At 73.3% G+C, this 25,279-nt stretch carries 22 protein-coding genes and 1 pseudogene; 12 read left to right on the top strand and 11 right to left on the bottom strand.

The genetic code is table 11. From position 1 onward, the window contains the following. Window positions 1–310: 310 nt before the first annotated feature. Entirely contained in the window at window positions 311–547 is a 237-nt protein-coding gene (locus tag ACFWI8_RS10405) for a hypothetical protein (protein WP_387088178.1), read from the bottom strand. 198 nt (window positions 548–745) lie between these two features. Between ACFWI8_RS10405 and ACFWI8_RS10400 the strand changes: the two genes are divergently transcribed. Then, window positions 746–1,474 (top strand): XRE family transcriptional regulator, encoded by a 729-nt coding sequence (locus tag ACFWI8_RS10400; protein ID WP_387088175.1) that lies wholly within the window; start codon window positions 746–748, stop codon window positions 1,472–1,474. Further along, a complete protein-coding gene (locus ACFWI8_RS10395; protein WP_387088173.1) occupies window positions 1,467–2,003 on the top strand; it encodes a GntR family transcriptional regulator in 537 nt (178 codons plus the stop codon). Before ACFWI8_RS10400 ends, ACFWI8_RS10395 begins: the two co-directional genes overlap by 8 nt. Before the next feature lie 90 nt (window positions 2,004–2,093). Here ACFWI8_RS10395 and ACFWI8_RS10390 read toward each other — a convergent pair whose 3' ends face one another. The 4 genes from ACFWI8_RS10390 to ACFWI8_RS10375 form a co-directional block, all read right to left on the bottom strand. Next, entirely contained in the window at window positions 2,094–2,924 is an 831-nt protein-coding gene (locus ACFWI8_RS10390) for a class I SAM-dependent methyltransferase (protein ID WP_387088170.1), read from the bottom strand. Between the two features lie 111 nt (window positions 2,925–3,035). After that, the gene (locus ACFWI8_RS10385) at window positions 3,036–3,785 is read right to left on the bottom strand and encodes a class I SAM-dependent methyltransferase (RefSeq protein WP_387088167.1); all 750 of its coding nucleotides are present in this window, start codon (window positions 3,783–3,785) and stop codon (window positions 3,036–3,038) included. Between the two features lie 23 nt (window positions 3,786–3,808). Continuing rightward, window positions 3,809–4,390 carry a maleylpyruvate isomerase N-terminal domain-containing protein gene (locus ACFWI8_RS10380; protein ID WP_387088164.1) on the bottom strand — a complete coding sequence of 194 codons (582 nt, stop codon included), beginning with the start codon at window positions 4,388–4,390 and terminating at the stop codon, window positions 3,809–3,811. Then, window positions 4,387–5,271 (bottom strand): NAD(P)-dependent oxidoreductase, encoded by an 885-nt coding sequence (locus ACFWI8_RS10375; protein ID WP_387088161.1) that lies wholly within the window; start codon window positions 5,269–5,271, stop codon window positions 4,387–4,389. The genes ACFWI8_RS10380 and ACFWI8_RS10375 overlap by 4 nt, the downstream gene beginning before the upstream one ends. Window positions 5,272–5,398: 127 nt before the next feature. On the opposite strand from ACFWI8_RS10375, the gene ACFWI8_RS10370 reads away from it, so the two are divergent. Beyond that, the gene (locus tag ACFWI8_RS10370; RefSeq protein WP_387088158.1) at window positions 5,399–6,385 is read left to right on the top strand and encodes a GlxA family transcriptional regulator; all 987 of its coding nucleotides are present in this window, start codon (window positions 5,399–5,401) and stop codon (window positions 6,383–6,385) included. Window positions 6,386–6,389: 4 nt separating this feature from the next. On the opposite strand, the gene ACFWI8_RS10365 is transcribed toward ACFWI8_RS10370, so the two are convergent. Continuing rightward, on the bottom strand, window positions 6,390–6,761 hold the full coding sequence (locus ACFWI8_RS10365; protein WP_387088155.1) for a nuclear transport factor 2 family protein: 372 nt from the start codon (window positions 6,759–6,761) through the stop codon (window positions 6,390–6,392). 7 nt (window positions 6,762–6,768) lie between these two features. Next, on the bottom strand, window positions 6,769–7,443 hold the full coding sequence (locus ACFWI8_RS10360; protein ID WP_387088152.1) for an HAD family hydrolase: 675 nt from the start codon (window positions 7,441–7,443) through the stop codon (window positions 6,769–6,771). 163 nt (window positions 7,444–7,606) lie between these two features. On the opposite strand from ACFWI8_RS10360, the gene ACFWI8_RS10355 reads away from it, so the two are divergent. From ACFWI8_RS10355 to ACFWI8_RS10330, 6 genes are all read left to right on the top strand, one after another. Continuing rightward, entirely contained in the window at window positions 7,607–8,044 is a 438-nt protein-coding gene (locus ACFWI8_RS10355) for an MFS transporter (protein WP_387088150.1), read from the top strand. A 164-nt stretch (window positions 8,045–8,208) separates the two neighbouring features. Further along, window positions 8,209–11,676, top strand: coding sequence for a DNA polymerase III subunit alpha (locus ACFWI8_RS10350; RefSeq protein ID WP_387088148.1), 3,468 nt, complete (start codon window positions 8,209–8,211; stop codon window positions 11,674–11,676). Then, window positions 11,673–12,656, top strand: a complete 984-nt coding sequence (locus ACFWI8_RS10345; protein ID WP_387088145.1) for a helix-hairpin-helix domain-containing protein — start codon at window positions 11,673–11,675, stop codon at window positions 12,654–12,656. The genes ACFWI8_RS10350 and ACFWI8_RS10345 overlap by 4 nt, the downstream gene beginning before the upstream one ends. Before the next feature lie 161 nt (window positions 12,657–12,817). Further along, on the top strand, window positions 12,818–13,702 hold the full coding sequence (locus ACFWI8_RS10340; RefSeq protein ID WP_387088142.1) for an esterase/lipase family protein: 885 nt from the start codon (window positions 12,818–12,820) through the stop codon (window positions 13,700–13,702). A gap of 380 nt (window positions 13,703–14,082) precedes the next feature. Then, window positions 14,083–15,582, top strand: a complete 1,500-nt coding sequence (locus ACFWI8_RS10335) for a pyridoxal phosphate-dependent decarboxylase family protein (protein ID WP_387088140.1) — start codon at window positions 14,083–14,085, stop codon at window positions 15,580–15,582. Continuing rightward, complete coding sequence (locus tag ACFWI8_RS10330) at window positions 15,579–16,904, top strand: lysine N(6)-hydroxylase/L-ornithine N(5)-oxygenase family protein (RefSeq protein ID WP_387088137.1); 1,326 nt, start codon at window positions 15,579–15,581, stop codon at window positions 16,902–16,904. Before ACFWI8_RS10335 ends, ACFWI8_RS10330 begins: the two co-directional genes overlap by 4 nt. Before the next feature lie 109 nt (window positions 16,905–17,013). Here the strand turns inward: ACFWI8_RS10330 and ACFWI8_RS10325 are convergent. Both ACFWI8_RS10325 and ACFWI8_RS10320 read right to left on the bottom strand, forming a co-directional pair. After that, window positions 17,014–17,829 (bottom strand): annotated as a pseudogene (locus tag ACFWI8_RS10325) (ThuA domain-containing protein); the annotation flags it as partial. 13 nt (window positions 17,830–17,842) lie between these two features. After that, entirely contained in the window at window positions 17,843–20,338 is a 2,496-nt protein-coding gene (locus tag ACFWI8_RS10320; RefSeq protein WP_387088135.1) for a carbohydrate-binding protein, read from the bottom strand. 895 nt (window positions 20,339–21,233) lie between these two features. Between ACFWI8_RS10320 and ACFWI8_RS10315 the strand changes: the two genes are divergently transcribed. Next, window positions 21,234–22,568, top strand: a complete 1,335-nt coding sequence (locus tag ACFWI8_RS10315) for an alpha/beta hydrolase (RefSeq protein WP_387088133.1) — start codon at window positions 21,234–21,236, stop codon at window positions 22,566–22,568. Window positions 22,569–22,853: 285 nt separating this feature from the next. Here ACFWI8_RS10315 and ACFWI8_RS10310 read toward each other — a convergent pair whose 3' ends face one another. Beyond that, the gene (locus ACFWI8_RS10310; protein WP_387088130.1) at window positions 22,854–23,642 is read right to left on the bottom strand and encodes a dioxygenase; all 789 of its coding nucleotides are present in this window, start codon (window positions 23,640–23,642) and stop codon (window positions 22,854–22,856) included. 43 nt (window positions 23,643–23,685) lie between these two features. Continuing rightward, entirely contained in the window at window positions 23,686–24,240 is a 555-nt protein-coding gene (locus ACFWI8_RS10305; protein WP_387088127.1) for a DoxX family protein, read from the bottom strand. Between the two features lie 111 nt (window positions 24,241–24,351). On the opposite strand from ACFWI8_RS10305, the gene ACFWI8_RS10300 reads away from it, so the two are divergent. Further along, complete coding sequence (locus tag ACFWI8_RS10300) at window positions 24,352–24,807, top strand: MarR family winged helix-turn-helix transcriptional regulator (RefSeq protein ID WP_387088125.1); 456 nt, start codon at window positions 24,352–24,354, stop codon at window positions 24,805–24,807. 48 nt (window positions 24,808–24,855) lie between these two features. Next, on the top strand, window positions 24,856–25,221 hold the full coding sequence (locus tag ACFWI8_RS10295; protein WP_387088123.1) for a GntR family transcriptional regulator: 366 nt from the start codon (window positions 24,856–24,858) through the stop codon (window positions 25,219–25,221). Window positions 25,222–25,279 lie beyond the last annotated feature (58 nt).

Below are 25,279 nucleotides of genomic sequence, written 5' to 3'. Positions count from 1 at the left end.
TCGGTGGGCTCGTCGTCGTCTCCCGGATCAACGCGCACGTCGGTTACCGTTCCTTTCATGCCGAAGGCGCGAGGACTCTCCTCGTGCCGGTGGTGCAGCCGTTCCGGGCGGGGACGGCCAAATCCAAACGCCCGGAACGGACAACTCTCAGTCGTGGCCCGGCGTGACGAGCCGGAAGGACTCCGTCGCCAGCCGATCGCACGGGTGGGTCGGGCGGAGTTCGGTGTGCTGCAAGGCTCGCGCGGGACACCGCCGTCGGTCTCTGCGGTCACGCCGCACTCGGCCAAGCGGATCACCATCCGCCGGCGGCTCACCGCGGCTCCGCCGAGCGGCGATTCGCCTCAGTCACCAGCGGTCGCAACGACTCGCTCAGGCTGACCGGTTCGATGTCATCCGGCCGTGCCGTCCATTCGCGCCCACCGTCCAACGGGCGCAGCCACACCAGTCCCTGCTCGTATGCCATCACCCGGCCGATGCGGTTGGTCGCGCCGTCCCGTGCCGTCGTTCCCACAACGGGCTCGTGGTCGTCCCGACCCGCTTCTGACATCAGGCCACCTCCTCGGAACCGTCTCTCCTGACCCAGCGTGTCCGACCGGATGCGGAGTGCGCGGCGTCGGTCGAGGCGTCATTGCGGCGACCTGATCGGCGTCATTTCGGTGACATTGCAGGGTGGTTGGGGCTACTGTGCTCTGCTATGGGTGTGACACCGAACACTGCCCTGAGGGCAGTTCGCATGGGGCTCCTCATGAGCCAGGACGACCTGGCGCGCGCGTTGCGGGACGTGGGGGTCCCCGGCGCTTCCAAGCGGTTGGTGCAGCGGTGGGAGGCGGGCACGATCGGCAGTCCTCGGCCGCTGCACGCCAGGGCTCTCGAACGGGTCACCGGGATGCCGATCGAGGCGTTGGGGTTCGCCACTCCCGTTCCGGTCGCGCGGGTTTCGGGCGACGGTCATGGGGGGCACGACGTGACGTCGACTTCGGTCGGGGTGCCGTCGGAGGGCGCTGCCGCGACGCCGCGGTTGGCGGCGAACGCCGGTGCGCGGGGTGCCTACTCGGGGGTCTGGCTGTCCCGTTACGAGTACTTCAGCTCCGGGCGTGACGCCACCTACAAGGGGCTGCACCACGTGGTGCTCCTCCAGCACGGCAATCGCCTGACCGTCCGCAGCCTGCCCGGCTCGTCCGACTCGCCGCTCACGATGGACCTGGAGGTGGACGGTAACGTCGTCACCGGGTCCTGGAACGAGCAGACGGCGTCGGACGGTTACTACCGAGGCGCCCGCTACCACGGCGCCATACAGCTCCTGATCGAGCCGACCGGGCGGCGGATGGTCGGCAAGTGGGTCGGTTTCGGCAAGGAGTTCGACGTGAACACCGGCCCGTGGGAGCTGGTCCTGCGCGACGCGTCGACCTCCAAGGCGACGTTGGAGCAGTACAACCGGCCCGCGGAGCAGGACGGACACGACGGGCGTGGGTGACTGGGTGAGCGCGTCGGTGCCGTATCTCGGCCCGCAAGGGCCGGGTGGTCGCGACGTCTGGGGCGCTGAGACGGCGGCTCGGGGGCGTCGGGGTACGCAGCGGATCCTGCATGCGGGAGAGGCATGGGCGACGGCGGATGTGGCCGCTCTGCTGGGCATGCCGGAGGGGGACGAGGTCGTGGTGCGGCGGCGGATCATGTTCCTCGACGACGAGCCGTGGGAGTTGACCGACACCTACTACCCGGCCCGCATCGCGCGCGGCACCGGCCTGGCCGGGACGGCGAAGATTCGGGGCGGGGCGGTGACCCTGCTCGCCGAGTTGGGGTACGTCGGCGTGCGGGCGCGGGAGGAGGTGGCGGCCCGGATGCCGACCGAGGAGGAGGCGGCGTTGCTTCAGACGGTCCCCGACGAGCCCGTGCTGCGGCTGACCCGCGCGACACTGGACGCGGCCGATGCGCCCATCCAGGCTGACATCATGACCATGCCCGCCCACCGGCAACGTCTGCGCTACGAACTGCGGATCGGATGAACCGTGCCCAGGATCGAGGCGGTGTCTCAGCGACGAGAACCGCCCCATCGAGGTCAGCATCATGGTGAAGGCCGGACATCTCTACGAGCTTCAGTACGAGTTCAGGCCGCCCGGCGAGGCGTGATCGGTCTCGCGGGAGGCGGGTGCGCGCTCTACCTGGAGCGTTCCGGGAGGGACGGGCTCCGCGGTGCCGCGCCGGGCGACGAAGACGAACTCCCTGCCCGGCCGGTCGGGTGCGTCGCGTACGTCCTCGACGACGAAGCCGTGCTCGTGCAGGTCCCGCTCGATCTCCGTACGGTCGCGGAAGCGGAGTGTCGATTCCGAGGTCAGTACGGCCCCGTCCGCGGCGAACACGTGCGTACCGCGGAAGCTCACCAGCGGCAGGCTCACGTCCGTCAGCTCGGCCCAGGTCTCGACGCGGCCGACGCCCGGGATATCCGTGATGCGGTGCGTGGTGTCGCGCGTCCACTCCGCCCACTCCTCCCACACGCGCCGCGCCGGATCGCGCGTCTCGAAGACAAGCCGCCCGCCGGGCCGCAGCGCCTCGTACGCGCCGCGCAGCGTCGTACGCCACGCCGGTGGATCGGTGATCGCCTGGGCGACGTTCCCGGTCATCGTCACCAGGTCGACCCGCAGGGGCGGCAGGTCGCCCGCGTCGCCGTCGAGCCAGCGCACCCGCTCCGCGCCCGGCTTGCCGCGCGCGACGTCGACGGACGCCCGCGCGGGATCGATCCCGGTGACCGTGATCCCGCGCTCGGCGAGCAGCAGCGCGAACACGCCCGTGCCGCATCCGATGTCCAGCACGGACCGCGCGTCGAACTCCTCCACCATCGCGAGATACGCGTCGAGATCGCCGCGGTCCGGATCGAGCGGGTCGTAGAGGGCGGCGAGGCGCGGATGCCCGAAAGCAGCGTCAACCATGGGGGCGAACGTAAGCGGCCCCGAGCCCGCGCGGCCACCGCTTTTTCGAGGTACGGCGCCAAGCGGGCTCGGTGCCCACCCGGTCTCCGGCGACACCGCCGACGCCTGGCTTCAGTCGTCCGAGCCCGTGGCCGTCGGCGGTACCTCGACGACGAAGAAGATGAAGCAGGTCTTGGTCGAAAGGTCATGGAAGTCGTCGGGGAACAGTTCCCGGGCGGCCGGGTCTGGTTGTGGCTCGCTGATGGCGGAGAGCCGGAAGCCGGCGGTGGTGAAGGCATCGGTCATCGCGTGGAACGGCTTGCGCCAGAACCGCATGGGGACGGACTGTCCGTTGAACGTCCAGTCGAGGGAATAGCTGGTGGTTGCGAAGTAGTTGGGCCGGGGATCCTGGACCGTGTAGGCCCCGAAGGGGTGGTCCACCGAAGCGATCAACCGGCCGCCGGGCCTGAGTACTCGCCGCAACTCGGCCAGCGTCGGCCCCCAGTCCTCCAGGTAGTGCAGCACCAGCGACGCGACCACGTCGTCGAACGCGCCGTCGGCGAACGGCAGCCGGTCGCGCAGGTCGGCCAGATGAAGGTCCGCGTCGTCACCGAGCCGTCGCCTGGCCAGCGTCAGCATCCCGGCGCTGGCGTCGATGCCGGTGACGACCGCACCGCGATCGCGTAACGCGGCGGACAGGGGGCCCGAGCCGCAACCGGCGTCCAGGATCCGACGGCCGGCCACGTCTCCGGCGAGGGCCAGCATCGCGGGCCGCTCGTAGTACGCGTTCAGGAGGTTGTTCTCGTTCTCGGCCGAGTACGCCTCGGCGAAGCTGTCGTAGTCATTCGCCTGGCTCTCGGGCACATCGGTCATGCGTTCCATCGCCGCAGCCTAGGCCAGAGGGATCACAGAGCACCGTCCCACTGCCAGCGGGTGCGTCTCGGCAGGCCGGGGAGTGAGGCGCGGCCCGTGCACCACAGCAGGGTGTCGGGCGGGGCGTGCCCGGACGGCGCGTCGGGGAAGAGGCGGTCGACGGCGGCGGAGGCGAGGTCGTCGGGCAGGGGCCACGGCAGGCCGAGGGCGCGGGCGATGTCGTGGGTGTGGAGGGTGAGTTCGGTGATCCCCATGGCGGCGAACCCGCCGGCGTCCGAGTGGCCCCACGGGTGCCAGGCGCGGGCGTCGGGGTCCGTGTCGCGGACCGTGGTGGCGAGGAGGGCGGCGGCGATCCGCAGGCCGTCCAGGCAGTCGGGTACGGGCGCCTCGGGGTCGAGCGTGGCGAAGAGGGTGACGTAGCGGTCGGTGGGCCGGGAGACGAGCAGGCCGGTGTAGCCGACCAGGCCGAGGGCGAGGTGGTCGAGCGTCTCGCGGCAGGTCCAGTCGAGGCCGTGGGCGGGGCGTGACCAGTCCTGGTCGGCTCCGGACAGGAGGGTGTCCAGGGAGAGTTCGGTGGCGGTCGACAGCAGGTCGGCCCATCGCTGTGCGGTCACCTGGCGTCCGCCGGGCGCCGCAGGACCTCGATCACGCTGGCGTAGCTGTCCGAGCCGTGGCCGGCGGCCTTCGCCCGTTCCATGGTCGACTTCAGCAGTTCGGGCAGCGCGTTGTCGACGCCCCGGGCCGCCGCCGCGTGGATGAGGTGGTCGATGGCCGCGAGCTGCACGTCGACGGTGGCGTCGTCGCCCGGGTAGCGGCCGGCGTCCACCTGCGGCGCGTACGTGGTCAGGAACCCGGCGACGGCCCGCAGCCAGCGGAGCGCGACGGGGGTGAAGGCCGTGGCCGGCGTCTGCTCCGCGCCGACCAGCGCGGTGCCGTGCAGCCAGCCGGTCATGGTGGCCCACATCAGGCCGAGCAGCGCGGCGTCGTAGAGGGAGGCGAGGCCCGGATCGGTGCCCAGGTGCAGGGGGTCGCCCAGGGCCGCCAGGGTCGGGCGGTGGGCCTCGAAGACGTCGGGCGAACCGCTGTAGAGGAACATCATCTCCGGGCTGCCGACGCCCGGCGGGGTGGTCATGATCGCGCCGTCGAGGTAGTCGGCGCCGTGGGCCCCGGCCCAGGCCACGGCCTCGTGGGCCTGCTCGGGGGAGCCGGAGGTGAGGTTGGCCAGGGTCCGGCCCGCCAGCGTCTCGGCGACGGGGTCGAGGACGGTGTGCAGCGCGGCGTAGTCCAGCACGCAGGCGATGGTGAGCGGGCTGGCCGCGATCGCCTCCCCGGGGGTCGCGGCCAGCCGGGCGCCCTTGTCGACCAGTGGTCGGGCTTTGGAAGCGGACCGGTTCCACACGGTGGTCGGGTGGCCCCGGTCGAGCAGCGCGGCGGCCAGTGCCGAGCCCATGGAGCCGAGCCCGATGACGGTGACGGCCTGTCGATCAGTGAACATGTCGATAACTCCTCATGTGTCCGCACGCGGCGGTGATCACGTACGGAACACGCTCGCAGCGCGCGGCGGGCGGGAGAAGTGACACGGATGACGGCGGCCACCAAATTCCTGCCATAGCCTTCGGGGCATGAGCGCCGGATCCGTCGCCGTGGTGGTGACCGAGGAGATCGGGGTCCCCTCCTGGGACCTGTACGAACTGAGCATCCCCTGCACCGTCTTCGGGAAGCCGCAGCCCGATCTGGCCGACCCCTGGTACGAGTTGCGGCTGTGCGGTACCGGGGCGGGGGAGAGCGGGGCGGTGGCCGGGCCCGGGCTGACGCTGCGGACCCGGTACGGGCTCGACGACCTCGCCGACGCCGACACGGTCATCGTGCCGTCGGTGCCCGACTCCTGCGTCGAGGAGGGCAGGCCGCTGCCGCCGGAGCTGGTCGCGGCCCTGCGCCGCGCCTACGACGCGGGTGCCCGCATGGTGTCCCTGTGCACCGGCGCCTTCGCGCTCGCCGAGGCGGGGCTGCTCGACGGGCGACGCGCCACCGCCCACTGGATGCACACCGCCCAACTGGCCGAGCGGTACCCGAAGGTGGAGGTCGACGAGTCGGTGCTGTACGTGGACGACGGCGACGTGCTCACCAGCGCCGGGCTGACCGCGGGGCTCGACCTGTGCCTGCACCTGGTGCGTCGCGACCTCGGGGCGCGCGTCGCCAACCAGTTGGCCCGCCGCATGGTGGTGCCGGCCCATCGGCCCGGCGGCCAGGCGCAGTTCGTCGAGCTGTCCGTGCCCGCCAGGGACGACGACGGTCTCGGTCCGGTGCTCGACTGGGCCCGCGCCCACCTGGACCGGCCGCTGACGGTCGAGGACCTGGCGCGGCGGGCCGCGATGAGCCCGCGCACGTTCTACCGGCGGCTCCAGGAGGCCACCGGGACGACGCCCCTGCGCTGGCTTCTCGACCAACGCCTGAGCAGGGCCCGGGAGTTGCTGGAGTCGACGGACCTGCCGATCGAGCGGGTCGGCGAGTTGAGCGGCCTCGGCACGGCCAACAACCTCCGCCACCACTTCCTCAGGCAGCTCGGCGTGTCGCCGGGTGCCTACCGCCGTGCCTTCCCGGCCCGATGACCGTTCAGTCGCGCCAGGTGCCGGTCCAGTCGTAGAGCGGCGCCGTGGTCGCGTACTCCCGGAGGCGGGCGATCCGCTCGCCGTCGAGCCGGGCGATCGTCGCGCCCTCGAAGGTGGCCGCCTCACCCTGCCAGGTGCAGGAGAAGACCCACTCGGCGGTGAGCACCTCGCGGGTCGCCGACTGCCGGGTGATCTCCCAGGCGTCGACCGAGCCACCGGCGGCGAACCAGGCGCGCATCCACTGCTCGACCCGCTGCCGGCCGCGGTAGACCGGTCCGTAGGACTCGACGACCACGCAGTCGTCGGTCAGGGTGGCCAGCACCCCGGCCACGTCGTGGCGCCGCCACGCGTCGATGTAGACGTGCAGTGGGTTCACCGGTGACTCACAGCAGGCCGAGGAGGACCGGGAGCTTGCGCATGTCGTCGAAGACGACCGTGTCGGGCCCGGCGAGCCAGTCGGCGGGGGTGAGGCCGCCGGCGTAGCCGAAGGAGCGCATGCCGGCGGCGCGGGCGGCCTGCACGCCGTACTGGCTGTCCTCGACCACCACGCAGCGGGCGGGGGCGACGCCCATCCGCTCGGCGGCGTGCAGGAAGAGGTCGGGTGCCGGCTTGCCGTGGGCGACCTCGGAGGCGCTGAAGACACGGCCGGCGAAGCGGTCGTAGAGGCCGGTGCGGGTGAGGGTGCGCCGCATCTTGTCGTGGCCGCCGCTGGAGGCGATGCAGTGCGGGATGGTGATCGCGGCCAGCGCCTCGCTGATGCCGGCCACCTCGGTGAGCTCCGCGTCGATGATCTCGGCGAGCCGCAGCCGGTACTGCTCGCCCCAGGTGGCCGCCGCCGACTCGCCGAGGCGTTCGGCGATCTGGGCCTGGACGGCGCGCTCCGAGCGGCCGAGGAAGCGGTCGACGATCTCGCGCTCGGTCAGCGCCCAGCCGAGCTCCGCGCCGAGCTCGACGCAGACGCGCAGCGCGAGGGGTTCGCTGTCGACCAGCACGCCGTCGCAGTCGAAGATGACGAGGTCGATGGGGGAGGCGGGGGGTTCGAGAGGAGCAGCAGCCACCCGGGCAGCGTAACCGAGGGGCGGGTGGGCGGCGCTGGCCCTGCCGGCGTCGCTGGCGCTGGGGCGCTGATCGAGGGCGGACGGTCGGGCTGGCGTCCGCTGGTGTCTGCGGCGATCGTCGTCGCGCTGCTCGCCGGCTCGCGCCGCTGCCGCAGATGGGGTGGTGGCGCTCGGCTCGGCGGTCTCCGGCCGGTTCACCGCCCGGCGGGGCGGCCCGCGCCCCACCCTGCTGATCGGCCTGGTGGTGGGCGGGCTCGGGCTGCTCGGGCAGACGGTGGCCGGCGCCGGCACGTCGTACTGGCTGCTGGTGGTGCCGCTGGTCGCCGCCGGCTTCGGGATGTCGTTCACCATGCCGGCCGCCACCACCGCCGTGACCGAGAGCGCGCCGGAGGAACGGGCGGGGCTCGCCGCCGGGGTGATCAACGCCTCCCGGCAGACCGGCAGCGTGATCGGGGTGGCGCTGCTCGGCGGGCTGCTCGGGGGCGGCCTGGCGTTCGACACCGGGCTGCGGATCGCGCTGACGGTCGCGGGCGGCGCGTTCTTCCTCGGGGCGCTGCTGACCCTGCTGACCGTCGATCGCCGTGCCGCCAGAGGGAGTTAGCGCCGCTCCTTTTCAGCCGCGGGGCCGGCCGGGGTGACGGGCGCCGCATCCCGGGTGACCTGCGCGTTCACCTTAATCGTACTAACGTTCGATGGCTGGTTTATGGTGGACCGGAAACAGTGCTGGGACAGGGGGGCCGGGCGTGACGGGAGGTGCGGATGGGCATGGACGGCGCCGGTTTCGCGCACCTGCACGTCGCGTCCGGGTTCTCCGCGCGCTACGGGGCCTCGCACCCCGAGCGTCTTGCCGAGCGGGCCGGTGAGCGCGGCATGGCCGCGCTGGCGCTGACCGACCGGGACACCGTCGGCGGGGCCGTGCGGTTTGCCAGGGCGTGCGCGGAGGTCGGGGTGCGGCCGCTGTTCGGGGTCGAGCTCGCCGTGGCGCAACCGGCCGGGGAGAGCCCGCGGGAGCGGCGCAGGACGCCGGTGCGCGGCGGGGCGTTCCTGGACGAGTCGGCGCCCCGGGTGGTCTTCCTGGCCAGGGACGGCGCCGCCGGCTGGGCCCGGCTGTGCCGCCTCGTCACCGCCGCGCACGCGGCGGGGCCCGGGGAGCGGCCCGTGCTGCCGTGGGCCGAGACGCACGGCGAGGGGCTGATCGTGCTGCTCGGGCCCGCCACCCCGACCGGCCGGGCGCTGGCCGCCGGCCGGCCCGACCTGGCGGCGCGGCTGCTCGCCCCCTGGCGCGAGGCGTTCGGGGACGACGCGCTGCGCGTCGAGGTCGACGCGGCAGGGCCGCGGCGCGACGCGGCGCGGGCGCTGCGGCTGGCCGCGGAGACCGGCGTGGCGCCCGTGCTGACCAACCGGGTGCGGTACGCCGACCCGGGGCAGGGGCCGGTGGCCGACGTGCTGGACGCCGCCCGTCGGCTGCGCCCCATCGACCCGCGCGGCCCCAGGGACGGCGGCGACGCGTGGCTGCGCGGCCCCGACGAGATGGCCAGGGCCGCCGAGCGGATCGCCGAGGCCGCTGGCTACGGCCCGGCCGCGGCCCGCCGGCTGCTCGAACTCACCGCCGAGACCGCGGCCGCCTGCCGGGTGCACCCGGAACGCGACCTGGGCATCGGCGGCGTCCGCTTCCCCGAGCCGCGCCTGGTCGGCGCCGCCCACCGCACCGCCGACCGGGTGCTGCGCTCCCGCTGCGCCGCCGGCATGGTGGCCCGCCGCTACGACCGCGACCGGGAGCGCTGGGCGCGGCTCGACGAGGAACTGGACACCATCGCCCACCTCGGCTTCGCCTCGTACTTCCTGACCGTCGCGCAGGTCGTCGACGACATCAGGGACCTCGGCATCCGGGTCGCCGCCCGCGGCTCGGGCGCCGGCTCGCTGGTCAACCACCTGCTGGGCATCGCCAACGCCGACCCGGTGGAGCACGGCCTGCTGATGGAACGGTTCCTCTCGCCGCGCCGCGCCGTGCTGCCGGACATCGACGTCGACGTGGAGTCGGCCCGCAGGATCGAGGCGTACCGGGCGATCCTCGACCGCTTCGGCGCGCGGCGGGTCGCCACCGTCGCCATGCCCGAGACCTACCGGGTGCGGCACGCGGTGCGGGACGTGGGCCTGGCGCTCGGCGTCGACCCGGCCGAGGTGGACCGGCTCGCCAAGGCGTTCCCGCACATCAGGGCCAGGGACGCGCGCGCCGCTCTGGCCGAGCTGCCTGAGCTGCGCGACGTGGACGCGGACCGGCACGGACCCCGGTTCTGGGATCTCGTGGAGGCGCTGGACGCGCTGCCGCGCGGCGTCGCGATGCACCCGTGCGGGGTGCTGCTCTCGGACGCCTCGCTGCTGGAGCGCACCCCGGTGGTGCCCACCAGCGGGGAGGGCTTCCCCATGTCGCAGTTCGACAAGGACGACGTGGAGGACCTCGGGCTGCTCAAGCTCGACGTGCTCGGGGTGCGGATGCAGTCGGCGATGGCGCACGCGGTGCGCGAGACGGAGCGGGCCACCGGCGAGCGCGTCGACCTGGACCGGGTGCCGCCGGACGACCACGCGACCTATGAGCTGATCCGCTCGACCGAGACGCTCGGCTGCTTCCAGATCGAGTCGCCTGGACAGCGCGACCTCGTCGGCCGGCTCCAGCCGAGCACCTTCCACGACCTCGTCGTCGACATATCGCTCTTCCGGCCGGGCCCGGTCGCCGCCGACATGGTGCGCCCCTTCGTCGAGGCCAGGCACGGCCGCCGCCCGGTGCGGTACCCGCACCCGGACCTGGAGCCGGTGCTGCGCGAGACCTACGGCGTGGTGGTCTTCCACGAGCAGGTCATCGGGGTCATCTCCCAACTCACCGGCTGCGACCGGGCGATGGCCGACGAGGCCAGGCGGGCGCTGTCCGACCGGGAGCGGCAGCCGCGGGTCCGCGAGTGGTTCGCGGCCGGGGCCGCGGCGCGCGGCTACGCGCCCGACGTCGTCGAACGCACCTGGGAGATCGTCGAGGCCTTCGGCTCCTACGGCTTCTGCAAGGCGCACGCGGTCGCCTTCGCCGTGCCCACCTACCAGTCGGCCTGGCTCAAGGCGCACCATCCGGCGGCCTTCTACGCCGGGCTGCTCGCGCACGACCCGGGCATGTACCCCAAGCGGCTGCTGCTCGCCGACGCGCGCCGGCGTGGGGTGCCGGTGCTGCCGCTGGACGTGAACGCCTCGGACGCCACCTATCGAATCGAACTGGAGTCCGAATCCGGGGTGTGGGGGATCAGGTTGGCCCTCGGCGAGGTGAAGGGCATCACCGAGGAGGAGGCGGAACGGATCGCGGCCGGCCGGCCCTACGCCTCCCTCACCGACCTGTTCCGGCGGGGCGCCCCCTCCCGGCCCGTCGCCGAACGGCTCGCCAGGGTCGGCGCGTTGGACGCCTTCGGCGACAACCGCCGCGACCTGCTGCTGCACATCGCGGAACTGCACCGGCAGCGCCGCGCGGCCGCCGGGGCCGGCGCCGGCGGCCACCAGCTGCCGTTCGGCGACGCCGCGCGCACCCCGCCCGCCGGGCTGCCCGACCTGGACGCGGACGAGCGACTCGGCGCCGAACTCGGCGTGCTCGGCATGGAGACCGCCCGCCACCTGATGGCCGACCACCGGGCACTGCTCGACGAGTTGGGCGCGCTGTCGGCCCGCCGGCTGCGCGACGCGGCGCACGGCGACACGGTGCTGGTCGCCGGGGCCAAGGCGGCCACCCAGACCCCGCCGATCAGGTCGGGGAAGCGGGTGATCTTCGCCACCCTGGACGACGACACCGGCCTGGTCGACCTGGCCTTCTTCGAGGACAGCCACGCCGCCTGCGCGCACACCGTCTTCCACTCCTGGCTGCTGCTGGTGCGCGGCACCGTCCAGCGGCGCGGCCCGCGCACCCTGAGCGTGGTCGGCCAGGCCGCCTGGAACCTGGCCGAACTGGCCGAACTCCGCCGCACCGGCGGCCTGGACGCGGTCGCGGAACGGCTCGCGGCCCCGCCGGAGCGGGACGAGGAGGACGGGGACGAGGACAGCGATGTCGACGAGTCGACAGACGGACCGGAGGGCGTCGCTGAGCGACGGATCGAGTTGTCGACCGGGTACACCCTCCACCCCTGGGCCGACCTCCGCCCGGCGGGCGACTCCGCCAAGGCCGCCGCCCGCAAGCTGTGGCACGCCAGCCCGGGGAGCGCCGGATGACCGGGCCCGTGCTCCACGTCCGCTTCCCCTGCTGCCCGACCGAGCGCTACCCCGCGCTGCTGCGGCTGCTGCACGGCGTCACGCCCGTCGTCCAGGCCCTGCCGCCCGAGGCCGCGTTCGCCGACGTCCGGGGCGCCCGGCGGTACTTCGGCCTGGACGCGGTCCAACTCGCCCGCCTGATCCGGGTGCGGGCGCTCGCCCTGCACGGCGCGGACTGCGCGATCGGCGTCGCCGGCAACCCCCTCCTCGCCCGGCTGGCCGCCGGCCGACTCGGCCACGAGCCCGGCGTGTTCGCCGTGCCCGACACCCCGGACGGGGTCGCGGAGTTCCTCGCCGACCAGCCCGTCGCCGCGCTGCCCGGCGTCGGCCGGACGACCGCGCGCGCCCTGGCCGGGTACGGCCTCGAGACCGCGGGCGAGGTCGCCGCCGCGCCGCCCGCCACCCTCCAGCGCATCCTCGGCGCCTCGACGGCCCGCCGGGTCCGGGAGCTGGCCGGGGGCGTCGACCCGACCCCGGTCACGCCCAGCGCGCCCGCCCGCACCATGACGGCCGAACACCGCTTCGACCACGACGAGTTGGACGCGGGTCGGCGACGCAGGGCGCTGCTCACCCTCGCCGACGAACTCGGCTACCGGCTGCGCGAGTCGGGCCAGACGGCCCGCGCGCTCACCCTCACCGTCCGCTACGCCGACCGGACCGCCACCACCCGGGGCCGCGCGCTGCCGGAACCGACCGCGCACACGCCCGCGTTGGTCGGCGTGGCCTACGCGCTGCACGAGGTGCTCGGGCTCCAGCGGGCCAGGGTCAGGGCGGTCGCGCTGCGGGCCGACGAACTCGGCGACGCGACCGGCGCCACCCGCCAGCTCTCCCTCGACCCGCGCGACGAGCGCCGCCGCCGCGCCGAGGCGGCGGCCGACCGTGCCCGCCGCCGCTTCGGCCCCCGCGCCGTGGGCCCGGCCGGGATCCTGGACGTGGCGTGAGGGGGCGTGTTCTTCTCGTGGAGGCGGCGTGACGGATTCTTCACCGTCGAGCAGGTGGGCAGGGCGGTTACCCGCCCGTAACTTGACGAGTACTCGGCAGTAACCGTGGTCCGGACCGCGTGGTGCCACCCCCCCATGGAATCCAGCGAGGAGACCACACCATGCTGTCCAGGAAAAACGTGTTACGGCGTTGCGCGCGGCTGTGGGCCGGCCTGGCGCTCGCCCTTCCGCTCCTGCTCGCCCCCGGCGCCGCCGGCGCCTCGGCCTCGGCCGCCCCGGCCCCGGCCGGTGGCTGGAACGACGCCGACTGCGTCCCGGCCGCCGCCCACCCCAGGCCCGTCGTGCTGGTCCACGGCACGGGCGCCAACGGCACCGTCAACTGGCTCGGCCTCGCGCCCTACCTGGCCGACCGCGGCTGGTGCGTCTACTCCTTCGACTACGGGATGCTGCCCGGCGTGCCGCTCTTCGGCGGCCTGGGCCCGATGGAGGAGTCGGCCGGCCAGCTCGCGGCGTTCGTCGACGAGGTGCTGGCCGGGACCGGCGCCCGCGAGGTCGACCTCGTCGGCCACTCCCAGGGCGGCGTGCTGCCCCGCTACTACCTCAAGCACCACCCGGGCGCCGCCGACAAGGTGAACGCGCTGGTCGGCATCGCGCCCAACACCAACGGCACCACCCTCGCCGGGCTGACCCGGCTGCTCGACGTCTTCCCCGGTCTCGAGGACGCCATCGCGGCGGGCGCGCCGGCCCTGGCCCAGCAGGTGGCGGGATCCGAGTTCATGACCGAGCTCAACGCCGACGGCTACACCGTGCCCGGCGTGACGTACACGGTGATCGCCACCCGCTACGACGAGATCGTCACCCCCTACCGCTCGCAGTTCATCGACGAGCCCGGGGTGCGGAACGTGCTGCTCCAGGACCTGTGTCCGATCGACCTCTCCGAGCACGCGGCGATCGGCCTGCTGAGCCGGGTGGCCTTCCATGAGACGGCCAACGCGCTCGACCCGGCCGGCGCCGAGCCGACCGACTGCGGCGACCTGCTCGGGTAGCGGCGGAGCCGGGGGAGAGGGGGATTCGGCGAGGATGTCGGTGCCACCGCCTCCCCGGGGGTGGGGGGGATTGAGGGAGGCGGCGGCACCGGTCCTGACATGCCGACACCAGGAACGTTAGCCAGGTCCCGGGGCGTTGTCTGCCCTCTTATGGTCCCGTTAAGGGACGGCTCAGGAGTGGTTAAAGGATCCCCGTGTGAGGACGGGCACGGTTGACATGGTTAGGTATGCCTAACCTAAATTAGCCCGTTGGAGTCGCCGTCACCCACGCCCGTCACGTCTCTCCACCCCGGCGCGAGACCCGCGCAGAGATCCAGCCGCCAAGACAAGGGACACCCCGAGAACCCATGAGCATGCCCGGCCACGCCCCACTCGTGCCCGTGCCCCCGACCCTCCTGGAACCCGATCTGCTGGCCGCCGACCCCGCCGGCCTCGCGGAGGTGGGACGGCTCGTCACCGAGCTGACCAGGGAGGCCGCCGGCGCCCTCCGCCGCCGTACCGGACCGCTCCCGGCCGTCACCCCACGGGAGTTGACCCGCCTGTTGGACGACGAGCTGCCGGAGGGCCCACTCCCCGCCACCGGTCGCGGGCGCGAGGCGGTGCTCGCGCTCGCCCGCTCCTACGCCGCCCACACCGTGGACCTCGCCGACCCGCGCGCCGCCGCCCACCTCCAGCCCCCGGCCCTGAGCGTCGCCGCCGCCGCCGACGTGCTCGCCTCCGTCTTCAACGCCTCCGTCGACACCTGGGACAGCGGCCCCTACGCCGTCGAGATCGAACGCCGGCTCGTCCGCGCGCTCACCGAGCTCGCCGGCTACGGCCCGGGCGCCGACGGCGTGTTGACCCCCGGCGGCACCGCGTCCAACCTGCAGGCCCTGCTGATCGCCAGGGACGCCGCGCTGCGCGCCCACCGCGACATACGCGGCAGCGGCCTGGCCGGGCTCGACGCGCGGCCCGTCGTCTACTGCTCGGAACTCGCCCACTTCTCCGTGGCCCGCGCCTGCGGCGTGCTCGGCCTCGGCGAGGACGCGGTGCGCGCCGTCCCCGTCGACGACGCCCACCGGATGCGGCCCGCCGAGCTCGAACGCGCTCTGCGGCTGCTGGGCCAGAACGAGGTGCCGATCGCGGTCGTCGCCACCGCGGGCACCACCGACTACGGCTCCGTCGACCCGCTGCCCGAACTCGCCGCCATCGCCCACCGGGCCGGCACCCGGCTGCACGTGGACGCGGCCTACGGCGGCGGCGCACTCTTCTCCGACCGGCTCCGCCCGCTGCTCGACGGCATCGAGGCCGCCGACACCATCACCATGGACCTGCACAAGACCGCCTGGCAGCCGGCCGCCGCCAGCGTGCTGCTGGCCCGCGACGCGCGGGACTTCGCCGCCACCACCGGGCTGCGGGTCGGTTACCTCAACCCCGACGACGACGGCGCCGCCGGCTACGACGGGCTGCTCGGCAACTCCATGGCCACCACCCGCAGGGCCGACGCCTTCAAGGTCGCCGCCACCTTCCTGGCCCTCGGCCGCGAGGGCATCGGCGCCATGCTCGACGCCTGCCACGACCTCGCCAGGGACGCGGCCGCCGCCGTCGAGGCCCACCCCAGGCTCGAACTCACCACCCGACCGGCGCTCACCACCGTGGTCTTCCGCTACGTGCCGCGCGCCGGCGGCGTCTCGGACGCGGTCAACGGCGCGCTGCGCCGCCGGCTGCTGGCCGAGGGCTCCGCGCTGATCGGCCGCACCGACGTGAAGGCGGCCGAACCCGGCACCGGCACCGTCCGGTTGAAGCTGACCCTGCTCAACCCCCAGGCCACCGCCGGCGACATCGACGAACTACTCGCCGCGGTGGACGCGGCAGGCCAGGCCGTGGAGGGCCAACTGTGAGCGAAGGCAACACCGAAGCAGCGATACTCGACCTCGCGGCCGTCGGCATCGGTCCCTTCAACCTCTCCCTCGCCGCGCTCGCCGACGAGGTCGACGGGCTCGCCTTCGAGGCGTACGACCAGCGCCCCGCCTACGACTGGCACCCAGGGCTGATGTTCGACTGGGCCTCGCTCCAGGTGGGCTTCCTCGCCGACCTGGTGTCGCTGATCCGGCCCACCAGCCGCTGGTCGTTCCTCAACTACCTGGTCGAGCACGACCGGATGTACCCCTTCTACATCGCCGAGCGCTTCCACGTTCCGCGCCGCGAGTACGCCGACTACTGCGCGTGGGTGGCCGGCCGGCTGCCGTCGTTGCGCTTCGCCACCTCCGTGACGGAGGTGCGCTGGCTCGCCGAGCGCGACCTGTGGGAGCTGACGCTGCGCCACACCGACACCGGCGCGACCACCACCAGGCTGGCCCGCGCCCTCACCCTGGGCGTGGGCACGGAGCCCTACCTGCCGCCCGCGCTGGCGGACGTCGCGGGGGAGCGGGTCTTCCACTCCGGCGAGCACCTGCACCGGGTGGCGGGGTTGACCGAGGCGGGCGTCCGGCACGTCACGGTGGTCGGCTCAGGGCAGTCGGGCGCCGAGGTGTTCCTCGACCTCGTCCGCCGGCAGCGCGAGGCCGGCTGGGCGGTCACCTGGCTCACCCGCTCCTGGGGGTTCGCGCCGCTGGACTACTCGAAGCTGGTCCTCGAATACACCACACCCGCCTACATGCGGTACTTCAACGGGCTCGAACCCGCCGTCCGGGACCGGCTGATCGCCTCCCAGTGGCAGCTGTACAAGGGCATCGACAGCGAGACCATCGACCTGATCCACAACGAGCTCTACGACCACATGCTGGACGGCGACCGCCCCCCTCTCACCCTGCTGCCCGCCACCGCCGTCCGCGCCGCCACGCCGGCGGGCGGCGGGCTGCGGCTCACCACCCACCACGCCGACACCGGCCGCGAGGCCGAGCTCGACACCGAGGCGGTGATCGCCGCCACCGGCTACGCGCCGCGCCGCCCGGAGTTCCTGGTCCCGGTGGAGAAGCTGATCGCCTGGGACGAGCGGGGCCGCTACGACGTCACCGAGGGGCACCGGATCCGCACGGTGCCCGAGGTGGGCGCCGGCCTGTACGTGCAGAACGCCGAACTGCACACGCACGGCGCCGCGGCCCCCGACCTCGGCATCGGGGCCTACCGCGGCGCGTTGATCCTGAACGCGGTCACCGGCCGGGACGTCTTCCGCGTCCCGCGCCGCACCGCGTTCCAGACCTTCGGTCCCGCGGCGGGGTAGGCAGGGCCCGGAAGTCGATCCGGTCGGTGACCGCCACGTCCCGTGGGCGTGGCGGTCACCGACGGGCCGCCTCAGCGGCGGGGCCATCAGGCCACCCGGGTCAGGCGCCGTCGGCCTGGACGAGCCCCGCGGCCCAGCGGATGCCGCCCAGCAGGTGGGCGCGGAACTCCGGCTCGGCGTAGGACTCCGCGGTGTGGCCGCCCCCGGTGTAGAACGACCGGCCTCCCGCGTACTCCTGGCACCAGGCGATGGGGTGGTCGCCGTTCATCGTCCCGCCGCGGTAGCTGGACTCGTCCAGCGCGGCGAGCACGTGGACCCGCTGGCGGGGACTGGTCCGGTAGTTGTACCACTCGTCCGTCCGCTGCCAGGTGGCCGGCAGGTGGGCGGTGGCGGGGTGCCCCCGGTCCTCGACGACCACCCTGGCGGGCTGGATCTCCGGGTGTGAGTGGAAGTAGGCGCCGACCAACTCACCGTAGAAGGGCCAGTCGTACTCGGTGTCGGCGGCGGAGTGGATGCCGACGTAGGCGCCGCCGCCCGCGATGTACGCCTCGAACGCCGCCTGCTGGGCGGCGTCGAGCACGTCACCGGTGGTGGACAGGAAGACGACCACCCGGTACCGGGCTAGGTTCCCTGACGTGAACGCCGTCGCGTCCTCGGTCGCGGTGACCGTGAAGCCGTGCTCCGCGCCCAGTCCCCTGAGCGCGGCGACGCCCTCGTCGATGGAGTCGTGGCGGAAGCCCGCCGTTCTGGAGAACACCAGGACGTCGTAGGGGAGATCGGCGGGGGCCGCGGAACCGCCGGAGGGCGTCACGGCCGGCCGCGCCGCGGCGCCGGAGACCTCCGACGCCGCTGCCACGGCCGGCTGCGCCGCGGCCCCCAGGGCCGCGGCGGCGAGGACGGACCGCCGGGTCGGGTGTGAGGACATGGGGATGCTCCCTTCACTCACGGCGGTCGCCCGCCGCCAGGTCGCCGGTGCCGAACGTGAAGTCGTCGACGTCGAACAGATACCCGCTGCCGGTGGGACCGGTGAAGACCAGGTGGAGCGAGGTGGTCCCGGCGGGCGGGCCGGACAGGGACGTGGTCACGTCCTGGAAGGTGTCCCAGCCGCCGGTGTTCGGCACGTCGACGCTGCCGAGCAGATCACCGGTGGGGGAGCCGGCCCGGACCTCGATGGTGCCGCCGGCACCGCCGGAGGAGATCCGGGCGGTGAACTCGGTGGCGTCGGCCAGCACATAGGGCTCGAACGCGATCCAGTCGCCGTTGTCGACGTAGCCGACGGTCCGGCCCCCGTGGGCATTCGTGTGGCTGGCGATCTCCACCCCGTGCTGGGCGCCGAAGTGCTCGGCCTGGCGCTGGCTGGTCTGGCTGACGTGCTGGTCGTGCGTGGTCAGCCCGCCGGCGTCGGTGTACTCCGCGTCCCAGACGCCGAAGATGTTGGCGTTGGCGTCGTGCTCGCCGTCGGCGTGGGTCTGGAGGGTGCCGGAGCAGCCGGTCGCCGAGGTCTGCGGGTGGCCGTGGCTGTCGTGGCCGACGATGAAGGTCAGCGTGACCTGCGAGCAGTCGATCGCGCCGTCCTCTGGGTCGGTGACGGTGATCTCGTAGGGCACGGCGTCGCCGAAGTCGACGATCTGGCCGTCCGCCGGCAGTTCGATGGTCACGTCGGGGGCCGTGTTGCCGACGGTGATGCGCACCGAGGCGGTGGCGGTCAGGCCGGTCGCGTCCTCGACCGTGAGCGTGGCGGTGTACTCGCCGTTCTGGGTGTAGGTGTGGCTGGGGTCGGCGCCGGTGGCGGAACCGCCGTCGCCGAAGTCCCAGGTGTAGCGGAGGGTGTCGCCGTCGGGGTCGACGCTGCCCTCGGCGGAGAACGCCACGTCCAGCGGTGCCCGGCCCGAGGTCGGATCGGCGGTCGCCTCGGCGATGGGCGCCAGACCGCCCGAGACGTTCTCGATCCGGTACAGGGCGCTGTTCTCGTCACCCGCGTACCAGCCGGTGCCGTAGTCCAGGACGTACAGCGCGCCATCCGGCCCGAAGGCGGCGTCCATGGGCTGGGTGCCGGACCAGGGGATGTCACTGACATCGCCTGGTCCGCCGTCCTCGCGGATGTCGATGTTCTTGATCCAGCGTCGCCCGTACTCCAGGGCGAAGAAGTCGCCGTCGTACTCCTGCGGGAACTTCACCGACGAGTTCAGCTGCGGGTCGTAGTGGTAGACCGGGCCCGCCATGGGGGACTCCGCGCCGTTGCCGAACGCCGGGAACGAGCCGCCGTCGTAGGAGATCCACCCGGGCCGCGCGGGCGGCAGGGTGGTCTGGCCGGTGTTGTTCGGCGAGTCGTTCCTCGGGGCGGAGCAGTCGAAGGTGGCGCCGGAGGCCCCGGTGGCGAAGTCGTAGTCGACGTACGGCCGGTTGTCGCCGACGCAGTACGGCCAGCCGAAGTTGCCCGGCTCCGTCACGCGGGCGAACTCGACCATGCCGCCCGGGCCGCGAGTGGGACTCGAGGTGCCGGCGTCCGGGCCGTAGTCGCCCACGTAGACGGCGCCGGTCTCCCTGTCGACGCTCATCCGGAACGGGTTGCGGAAGCCCATGGCGTAGATCTCCGGCCGGGTGTTCGGCGTGCCCGGCGCGAAGAGGTTGCCCTCGGGGATGTCGTACGAGCCGTCGTCGTTGACCGATATCCGTAGGAGCTTGCCGCGCAGGTCGTTGGTGTTGCCGGCCGAACGCTGCGCGTCGTACGCCGGGTTGCGGTTGCTCCGTTCGTCGATCGGGGTGTAGCCGTCGGAGGCGAACGGATTGGTGTTGTCCCCGGTGGTCAGGTACAGGTTGCCCGTGGCGTCGAAGTCGATGTCACCGCCGGCGTGGCAGCAGATGCCGCGGTCGGTCGGGACGTCGAGGACGGTCACCTCGCTGCCGGTGTCGAGGGTGTGGTCCGCGTTCAGGGTGAACCGCGAGAGCCGGTTGACGCCCTGCCACGCCTCGAAGTCGGCGTCCGAGCCCTGGTTCGGCGCGTCCCCCGGCGGGGTGTCGAGCGCGGGCGAGTAGTAGAGGTAGACGAACCGGTTGGTGGTGAAGTCCGGGTCGACGGCGACGCCTTGGAGGCCCTGTTCGTCGTGCCGGTACACGTTGAGCCGCGCCGCCACGTTGGTGGCGCCCGCGGGGTCGGTGACCCGCAGGGTGCCGTCCCGGGAGGTGTGCAGCACCCAGCGGTCGGGCAGCACGGCCAGGGACATCGGCTCGCCCATCTCGGCGACCCCTCTGGCCAGGGTCACCTGCTGGAACTCCGCCTGCCGCGTGTCACCCGTCCCGGTTGGCGCGGCCGAGGCGGGCGACAGCGCCATGACCACGCCGGCCGTCGAGAGTAACGCGGTGGTCAGGGCGGCGCTGAGCGCGGCTGCTCCGGCCGCGCCCAGGCCGAGGAAGGTACGTCGTCGTACCGGCATCGTGACTCCAGTGTGGGGGTGGTGGGGGTGGGGCGTGGGGGACGCCGCCGCGGTGTGACAGAGGGGCGGCAGGCCTCGCCGGCCGTGTCGGGTCACCTTGTTCATCAGGCGGTGATGCCGCCCAGGACGATGTGGTGTGGGCGGAGATGACGCGTTGTGGCGAACACGGGCGACTCCATGGCGGCTCGGCCGGCAAGGACCACCACGGCGTTCCCGTGTCCTCGGGAGTCCGGCATCCGACCGTGCGTGGGGGTGCCTCACCGGAACAGAACGGTTGGTGCGCGTGCGCGTCATGCCCTGACGTGTGGGGTGGGCAGAGACCGATGCGACGTCCGCGCGTCCGACATGTCGAACGTCGACCGACTCTTCGACGTCTCGGATGATAGGCACCGCAGGGCGCCAGTCAACATACGTCGTACGAATTTTCCTCTGTCGGGCGGCGCCGTCGTCGCGATACAGGCTAAATGGGTGGTTGTGTCCCCATCCCTGAGCGAACGAATTCGCGGTAGTGGGCCGATTCATGAGGCTCTGAAATGGGGCTGCTGAGGTGGCCGCCGGGGCCGTCCCCCCTCAGCCCCTCTCCCGTTCGGGCCAGTCGCCCGTTTGACCTGGCTGGCATTACCGAAACCGGGTGTCCCCGCTCTCGTCTTTTCGGGGATCATCCTCGAATTACGTCGGGTCCATTGACGTCACCGGCGACCGGCCTATCATCCATGCTTGTCTGACGTGTCGACTGTCGCCCGACATGTCGAACGGCTGTGGTGTCACGCCACGCCATCTCGCAACGGTGACGTTCCACCCACGTGGCTTTGGGGCCGGACGGCCGAGGGACCGGGCGTCCGACCAGAGCCCGTGCCTCAACGCAGCCTCCGCACGCTTCACATGAGGAGTCACCATGTCCTTACGACGACGCGCCCTGCTGGGCACGTTCCTCGGTCTTGGCGCCGCCGGCGTGGGCGCGTCCGTGCTCGGCGCCGCGCCGGCACAGGCCGTCAGCAGGCCCCTGGACGCGCCGACCCAGCGCTTCGCCATCGGCGTGCGGGAGTACGCCTGGAGCCGCGGCAACCGCCGGCTGACCACCCGGATCTTCTACCCCGCCACCGGCAACCCCGGCGGCAACCCGGTCGCCAACGCACCCGTCGCCAACGGGGTCTTCCCCATCGTCGAGTTCAGCCACGGCCTCGGCGGCAACCCCGAGAGCTACGCCCCCCTGGTACGCCCGCTGGCCGAGGCGGGCTTCGTCGTCCCCGCGCCGGTCTTCCCCACCACCTCGAGCGGTACCCCGGGCAACATCCAGGACGTCTACAACGGCAACCAGTCCATGGACGTCTCCGAGGTCATCACCCGCACCCTGGCGCTCAACACGACCGCGGGGGACCCGCTCGCCGGGCACCTGGACACGGCCGTCGGCGTCGGCGTCGCCGGACACTCGCTGGGCGGCATGACCACCCACGGCCTGCTCACCGCCTGGCCCGACGAACGGATCGCCGCCGCCGTGCCCTTCGCGTGCGTGGACATGGGCAATCCGTCCAACCGGGTCACGGCCAACGTCCTGTTCGTCCACGGCGACCAGGACCCCATATGCCAGTACTCCTCCGCCCGCCAGGCATACGCCGAACTGCCCGCGCCCAAGGCGTTCCTCACCCACCGCGGCACGGGCCACGACCAGTACATCTGGAGCGGCTACAACCACACCCAGACCATCGCCACCTACCTGGACTGGATGCGCTGGAGCCTCTACGGCGACACCGCCGCCCGCGACCGCCTCCCCGCCGACGCCACCTCCGGCACCACCACGACGACCTGGGAGTCCACCCTCACCCCGCCGCCCGCCGGGGCTGTGGTCAGCCTGCGTTCCCGGGCCAACAACCAGTACGTCTGCGCCGAGAACGGCGGAGCGGGTCAGCTCGTCGCCAACCGTGCCTCCGTCGGCCCCTGGGAGCGGTTCGACCTGATCGACCTCGGCTCCGGGGCCGTGGCCCTGCGCTCGCACGCGAACAACCAGTACGTCTGCGCGGAGAACGCGGGAGCCGAGCCGCTCGTCGCCAACCGCGCCTCCGTCGGCCCCTGGGAGACCTTCCAGCGGGTGAACAACGCGGACGGCTCCGTCAGCCTGCGCGCCCAGATCAACTCCAGGTACGTCAGCGCCCAGGGCGGCGGATCGCAGCCGCTGATCGCGAACGCCACGTCCATCGGCGCCGCGGAGTCGTTCGACCTGGTCACCGGCTGACGTACCGCCACGCCGCCACCGGACCGGCCGGCGGCACGCGGCCGGGGCAGGACCGGATCGGTGCCTCCGGTGCCGCCCCGGAGCGGGTCAGATGCCAATGGTGTGCGCCAGACGGTTCTTGGTCTCCAGGAAGGTGTGCGGGCGCCGGACCGTGGGTGTCGCGGCCCAGTCCTCGGCCGGCTCGTGCAGGCGCACTCGTCTGAGGGTGTCGGTCGCGGCCGCCTGGAGTTCCGGCGCGAGGTTCGCCGGCGCCGGTGGCTCGGAGGGGGGCGTGCCGCAGCGCGCTCAGCCCAGCTGTATCGAGCGCTTGGCCAGGCCACCCCAGAAGCCGTCGATGACGGTGCGCTGGGTGGCCAGGTCGGCCTCGCCCGCGCCGAGCGTCACGAACAGCGGCGCGAAGTGCTCGGTGCGCGGGTGCGCGAGGCGGCCGGCGGGGGCGGCGTGCTCGAAGTCCAGCAGCGCGTCGATGTCCCCGCCGGCCAGCGCCTCCCGGCCCCAGGCGTCGAACTCCCGGGACCAGGTCGGCGCCTGGTCGGGCTCCGTGGTCCAGGTCAGCTCCGACAGGTTGTGCGTGAAGAAGCCGCTGCCCACGATCAGCACGCCCTCGTCCCGCAGCGGCGCGAGCCGGCGGCCGAGCCGCAGCAGCCGCTCCGGGTCGAGGGTGGGCATGGACAGCTGGAGCACCGGCACGTCGGCCTTCGGGTACATCTCGGCCAGCGGCACGTAGGCCCCGTGGTCGAGCCCCCGGTCCGGCGCCTCGTGCACGGGGGTGCCGGGCCCGTCGAGCAGGGCGCGCACGGCGGCCGCGAGCTCCGGGGCGCCAGGCGCCGGGTAGGTGACCCGGTAGTAGCGCTCCGGGAAGCCCCAGAAGTCGTAGACCAGCGGCACCGTGGTGGTGGCGCCGACCGTGACGGGCGCGGCCTCCCAGTGCGCCGAGACGATCAGGATCGCCTTCGGCCGCGGCAGCCCGGCCGACCAGTCGGCCAGCTGGCCGGTCCACAGTGCGTCGTCGGCGAGCGGCGGCGCCCCGTGGCTGAGGTAGACGACGGGCATACGGCCCTCGGTGACGGTCATGGCGGTACCTGCGATTCGTCTCGGGTGGTGCGGTGCGGGTCGGTCAGTCGCGGAAGAACAGCACGATGCCGGCGACGGCGATGCCGAACGCCAGGGCGGCCGCGCCGGTCGCCAGCCGGTGCTCGCGGAGCGCGGCCAGCGGCAGCCGCGGGTCGACGGCGTAGCGGCCCGGGCCGGTGAGCGCGAGCGAGGCGGCGCCGAGGCCGAGCAGCAGCGGGAACTCGATGCCCGCCGGGGCGAAGAACCCGGCGTCCCAGTGGGCGGAGACGATGACGTTCAGCATCGTGCCCACCACGGCGGCGCCGGCCAGCGGGGTGAGGAGGCCGAGTGCCAGGCCGAGGCCGCCCAGGGTCTCGGAGAGACCGGCCACCACGGCCATGGTGCGGCCCGACGGGTAGCCGAGGGACTCGAAGAACATGCCGGTGCCGTCGAGGCCCGAGCCGTCGAACCAGCCGAACAGCTTCTGTACGCCGTGCGCGGCGATGGTCAGGCCGACGGCGAGGCGGAGCACCAGCAGCCCGGTGTCGTGGGCCGGCGCGGCGGCGGCCCGGGCCGGCGCGGGGATCGTCGGCGTGGTCGTCGTCGTGGGGGAGGTCATCGAGCCGTCTCCTGGGATGGGGGTGGGGATCGAGGGTTTGGTTCAAATTCGAACCGGCCATCACCGTAGCAGGGTGATTCCAATTTGAACAACATGCCTATGATGGCGGGCATGAAGGAGATCCGGTGGCTCGACGAGCGGGAGATGGCGGCCTGGACGGCGTTCCTCGAGGCCAGCCACCGCGTCTTCCGCAGCGTGGAGCAGCAGCTCAAGGACGACGCCGGACTCTCCCACCCGCAGTACGAGATCCTGGTCAAGCTCGCCGCGGCGGGGGAGGCGGGGATCCGGATGACCGAGCTCGCGGACTCCCTGATCACCTCGAAGAGCGGCCTCACCTACCAGGTCGGCCAGCTGGAGAAGCGCGGCCTGGTGGCCCGCCGCGCCTGCCCGACGGACGTGCGCGGCGTCACGGCCACCCTCACCGAGGCCGGCCGCACCGCGCTCGCCGAGGCGGCGCCCGGCCATGTGGCCCGCGTCCGCGAGGCGCTGATCGACACCCTCGACCGGGAGGAGCTCGCGACGCTCGCCCGCGCCTTCGCCCGCGTCGGCCACCGGCTTCGCGACTGACCCGCGCCCGGACAGGACCTGGGCCGGCGCTGCGGCAGAATCGGCGGCGTGAACCTCACCATCGACCCGGGCGCGTCCGCCGCGCCGTACGAGCAGCTGCGCGCACAGATCGCCGAGCGGGCCAGGAGCGGGGAGCTGCCCGTCGGGTACCGGCTGCCCACCGTGCGGGCGCTGGCCGGCGAGCTCGGACTCGCCGCCAACACCGTGGCCAAGGCCTACCGGACCCTGGAGGCCGACGGGGTGATCGAGACCAGGGGCCGGCACGGCACGTTCGTGGCCGCGGCCCGGGACGCCGCCACGCGGGAGGCAGCGGCGGCGGCCCGGGCCTATGCGGAGCGGGTCAGCCGGTTGGGCCTTGACCGCGACGCGGCGCTCGGCCAGGTGGCCGAGGCGGTCCGGGCGGTCTACGGCTGATCCGCGGTGTACCCGGCGGAGCCGGCACCGCTGAGCCGGACCGCTGGTGATCCGGGCC

Source organism: Streptomyces sp. NPDC127098 (genome assembly GCF_042722465.1).
In the GTDB taxonomy this organism is placed as follows: domain Bacteria; phylum Actinomycetota; class Actinomycetes; order Streptomycetales; family Streptomycetaceae; genus Streptomyces; species Streptomyces millisiae.
This window is presented reverse-complemented; position numbering and strand designations above follow the sequence as displayed.

Excerpts from the sequence above, each read along its gene's own strand:
- ACFWI8_RS10405 (WP_387088178.1), bottom strand. The coding sequence starts at position 547 with ATGTCAGAAGCGGGTCGGGACGACCACGAGCCCGTTGTGGGAACGACG.
- ACFWI8_RS10400 (WP_387088175.1), top strand. The coding sequence starts at position 746 with ATGAGCCAGGACGACCTGGCGCGCGCGTTGCGGGACGTGGGGGTCCCC.
- ACFWI8_RS10390 (WP_387088170.1), bottom strand. The coding sequence starts at position 2,924 with ATGGTTGACGCTGCTTTCGGGCATCCGCGCCTCGCCGCCCTCTACGAC.
- ACFWI8_RS10385 (WP_387088167.1), bottom strand. The coding sequence starts at position 3,785 with ATGGAACGCATGACCGATGTGCCCGAGAGCCAGGCGAATGACTACGAC.
- ACFWI8_RS10375 (WP_387088161.1), bottom strand. The coding sequence starts at position 5,271 with ATGTTCACTGATCGACAGGCCGTCACCGTCATCGGGCTCGGCTCCATG.
- ACFWI8_RS10370 (WP_387088158.1), top strand. The coding sequence starts at position 5,399 with ATGAGCGCCGGATCCGTCGCCGTGGTGGTGACCGAGGAGATCGGGGTC.
- ACFWI8_RS10350 (WP_387088148.1), top strand. The coding sequence starts at position 8,209 with ATGGACGGCGCCGGTTTCGCGCACCTGCACGTCGCGTCCGGGTTCTCC.
- ACFWI8_RS10345 (WP_387088145.1), top strand. The coding sequence starts at position 11,673 with ATGACCGGGCCCGTGCTCCACGTCCGCTTCCCCTGCTGCCCGACCGAG.
- ACFWI8_RS10340 (WP_387088142.1), top strand. The coding sequence starts at position 12,818 with ATGCTGTCCAGGAAAAACGTGTTACGGCGTTGCGCGCGGCTGTGGGCC.
- ACFWI8_RS10320 (WP_387088135.1), bottom strand. The coding sequence starts at position 20,338 with ATGCCGGTACGACGACGTACCTTCCTCGGCCTGGGCGCGGCCGGAGCA.
- ACFWI8_RS10315 (WP_387088133.1), top strand. The coding sequence starts at position 21,234 with ATGTCCTTACGACGACGCGCCCTGCTGGGCACGTTCCTCGGTCTTGGC.
- ACFWI8_RS10310 (WP_387088130.1), bottom strand. The coding sequence starts at position 23,642 with ATGACCGTCACCGAGGGCCGTATGCCCGTCGTCTACCTCAGCCACGGG.
- ACFWI8_RS10305 (WP_387088127.1), bottom strand. The coding sequence starts at position 24,240 with ATGACCTCCCCCACGACGACGACCACGCCGACGATCCCCGCGCCGGCC.
- ACFWI8_RS10300 (WP_387088125.1), top strand. The coding sequence starts at position 24,352 with ATGAAGGAGATCCGGTGGCTCGACGAGCGGGAGATGGCGGCCTGGACG.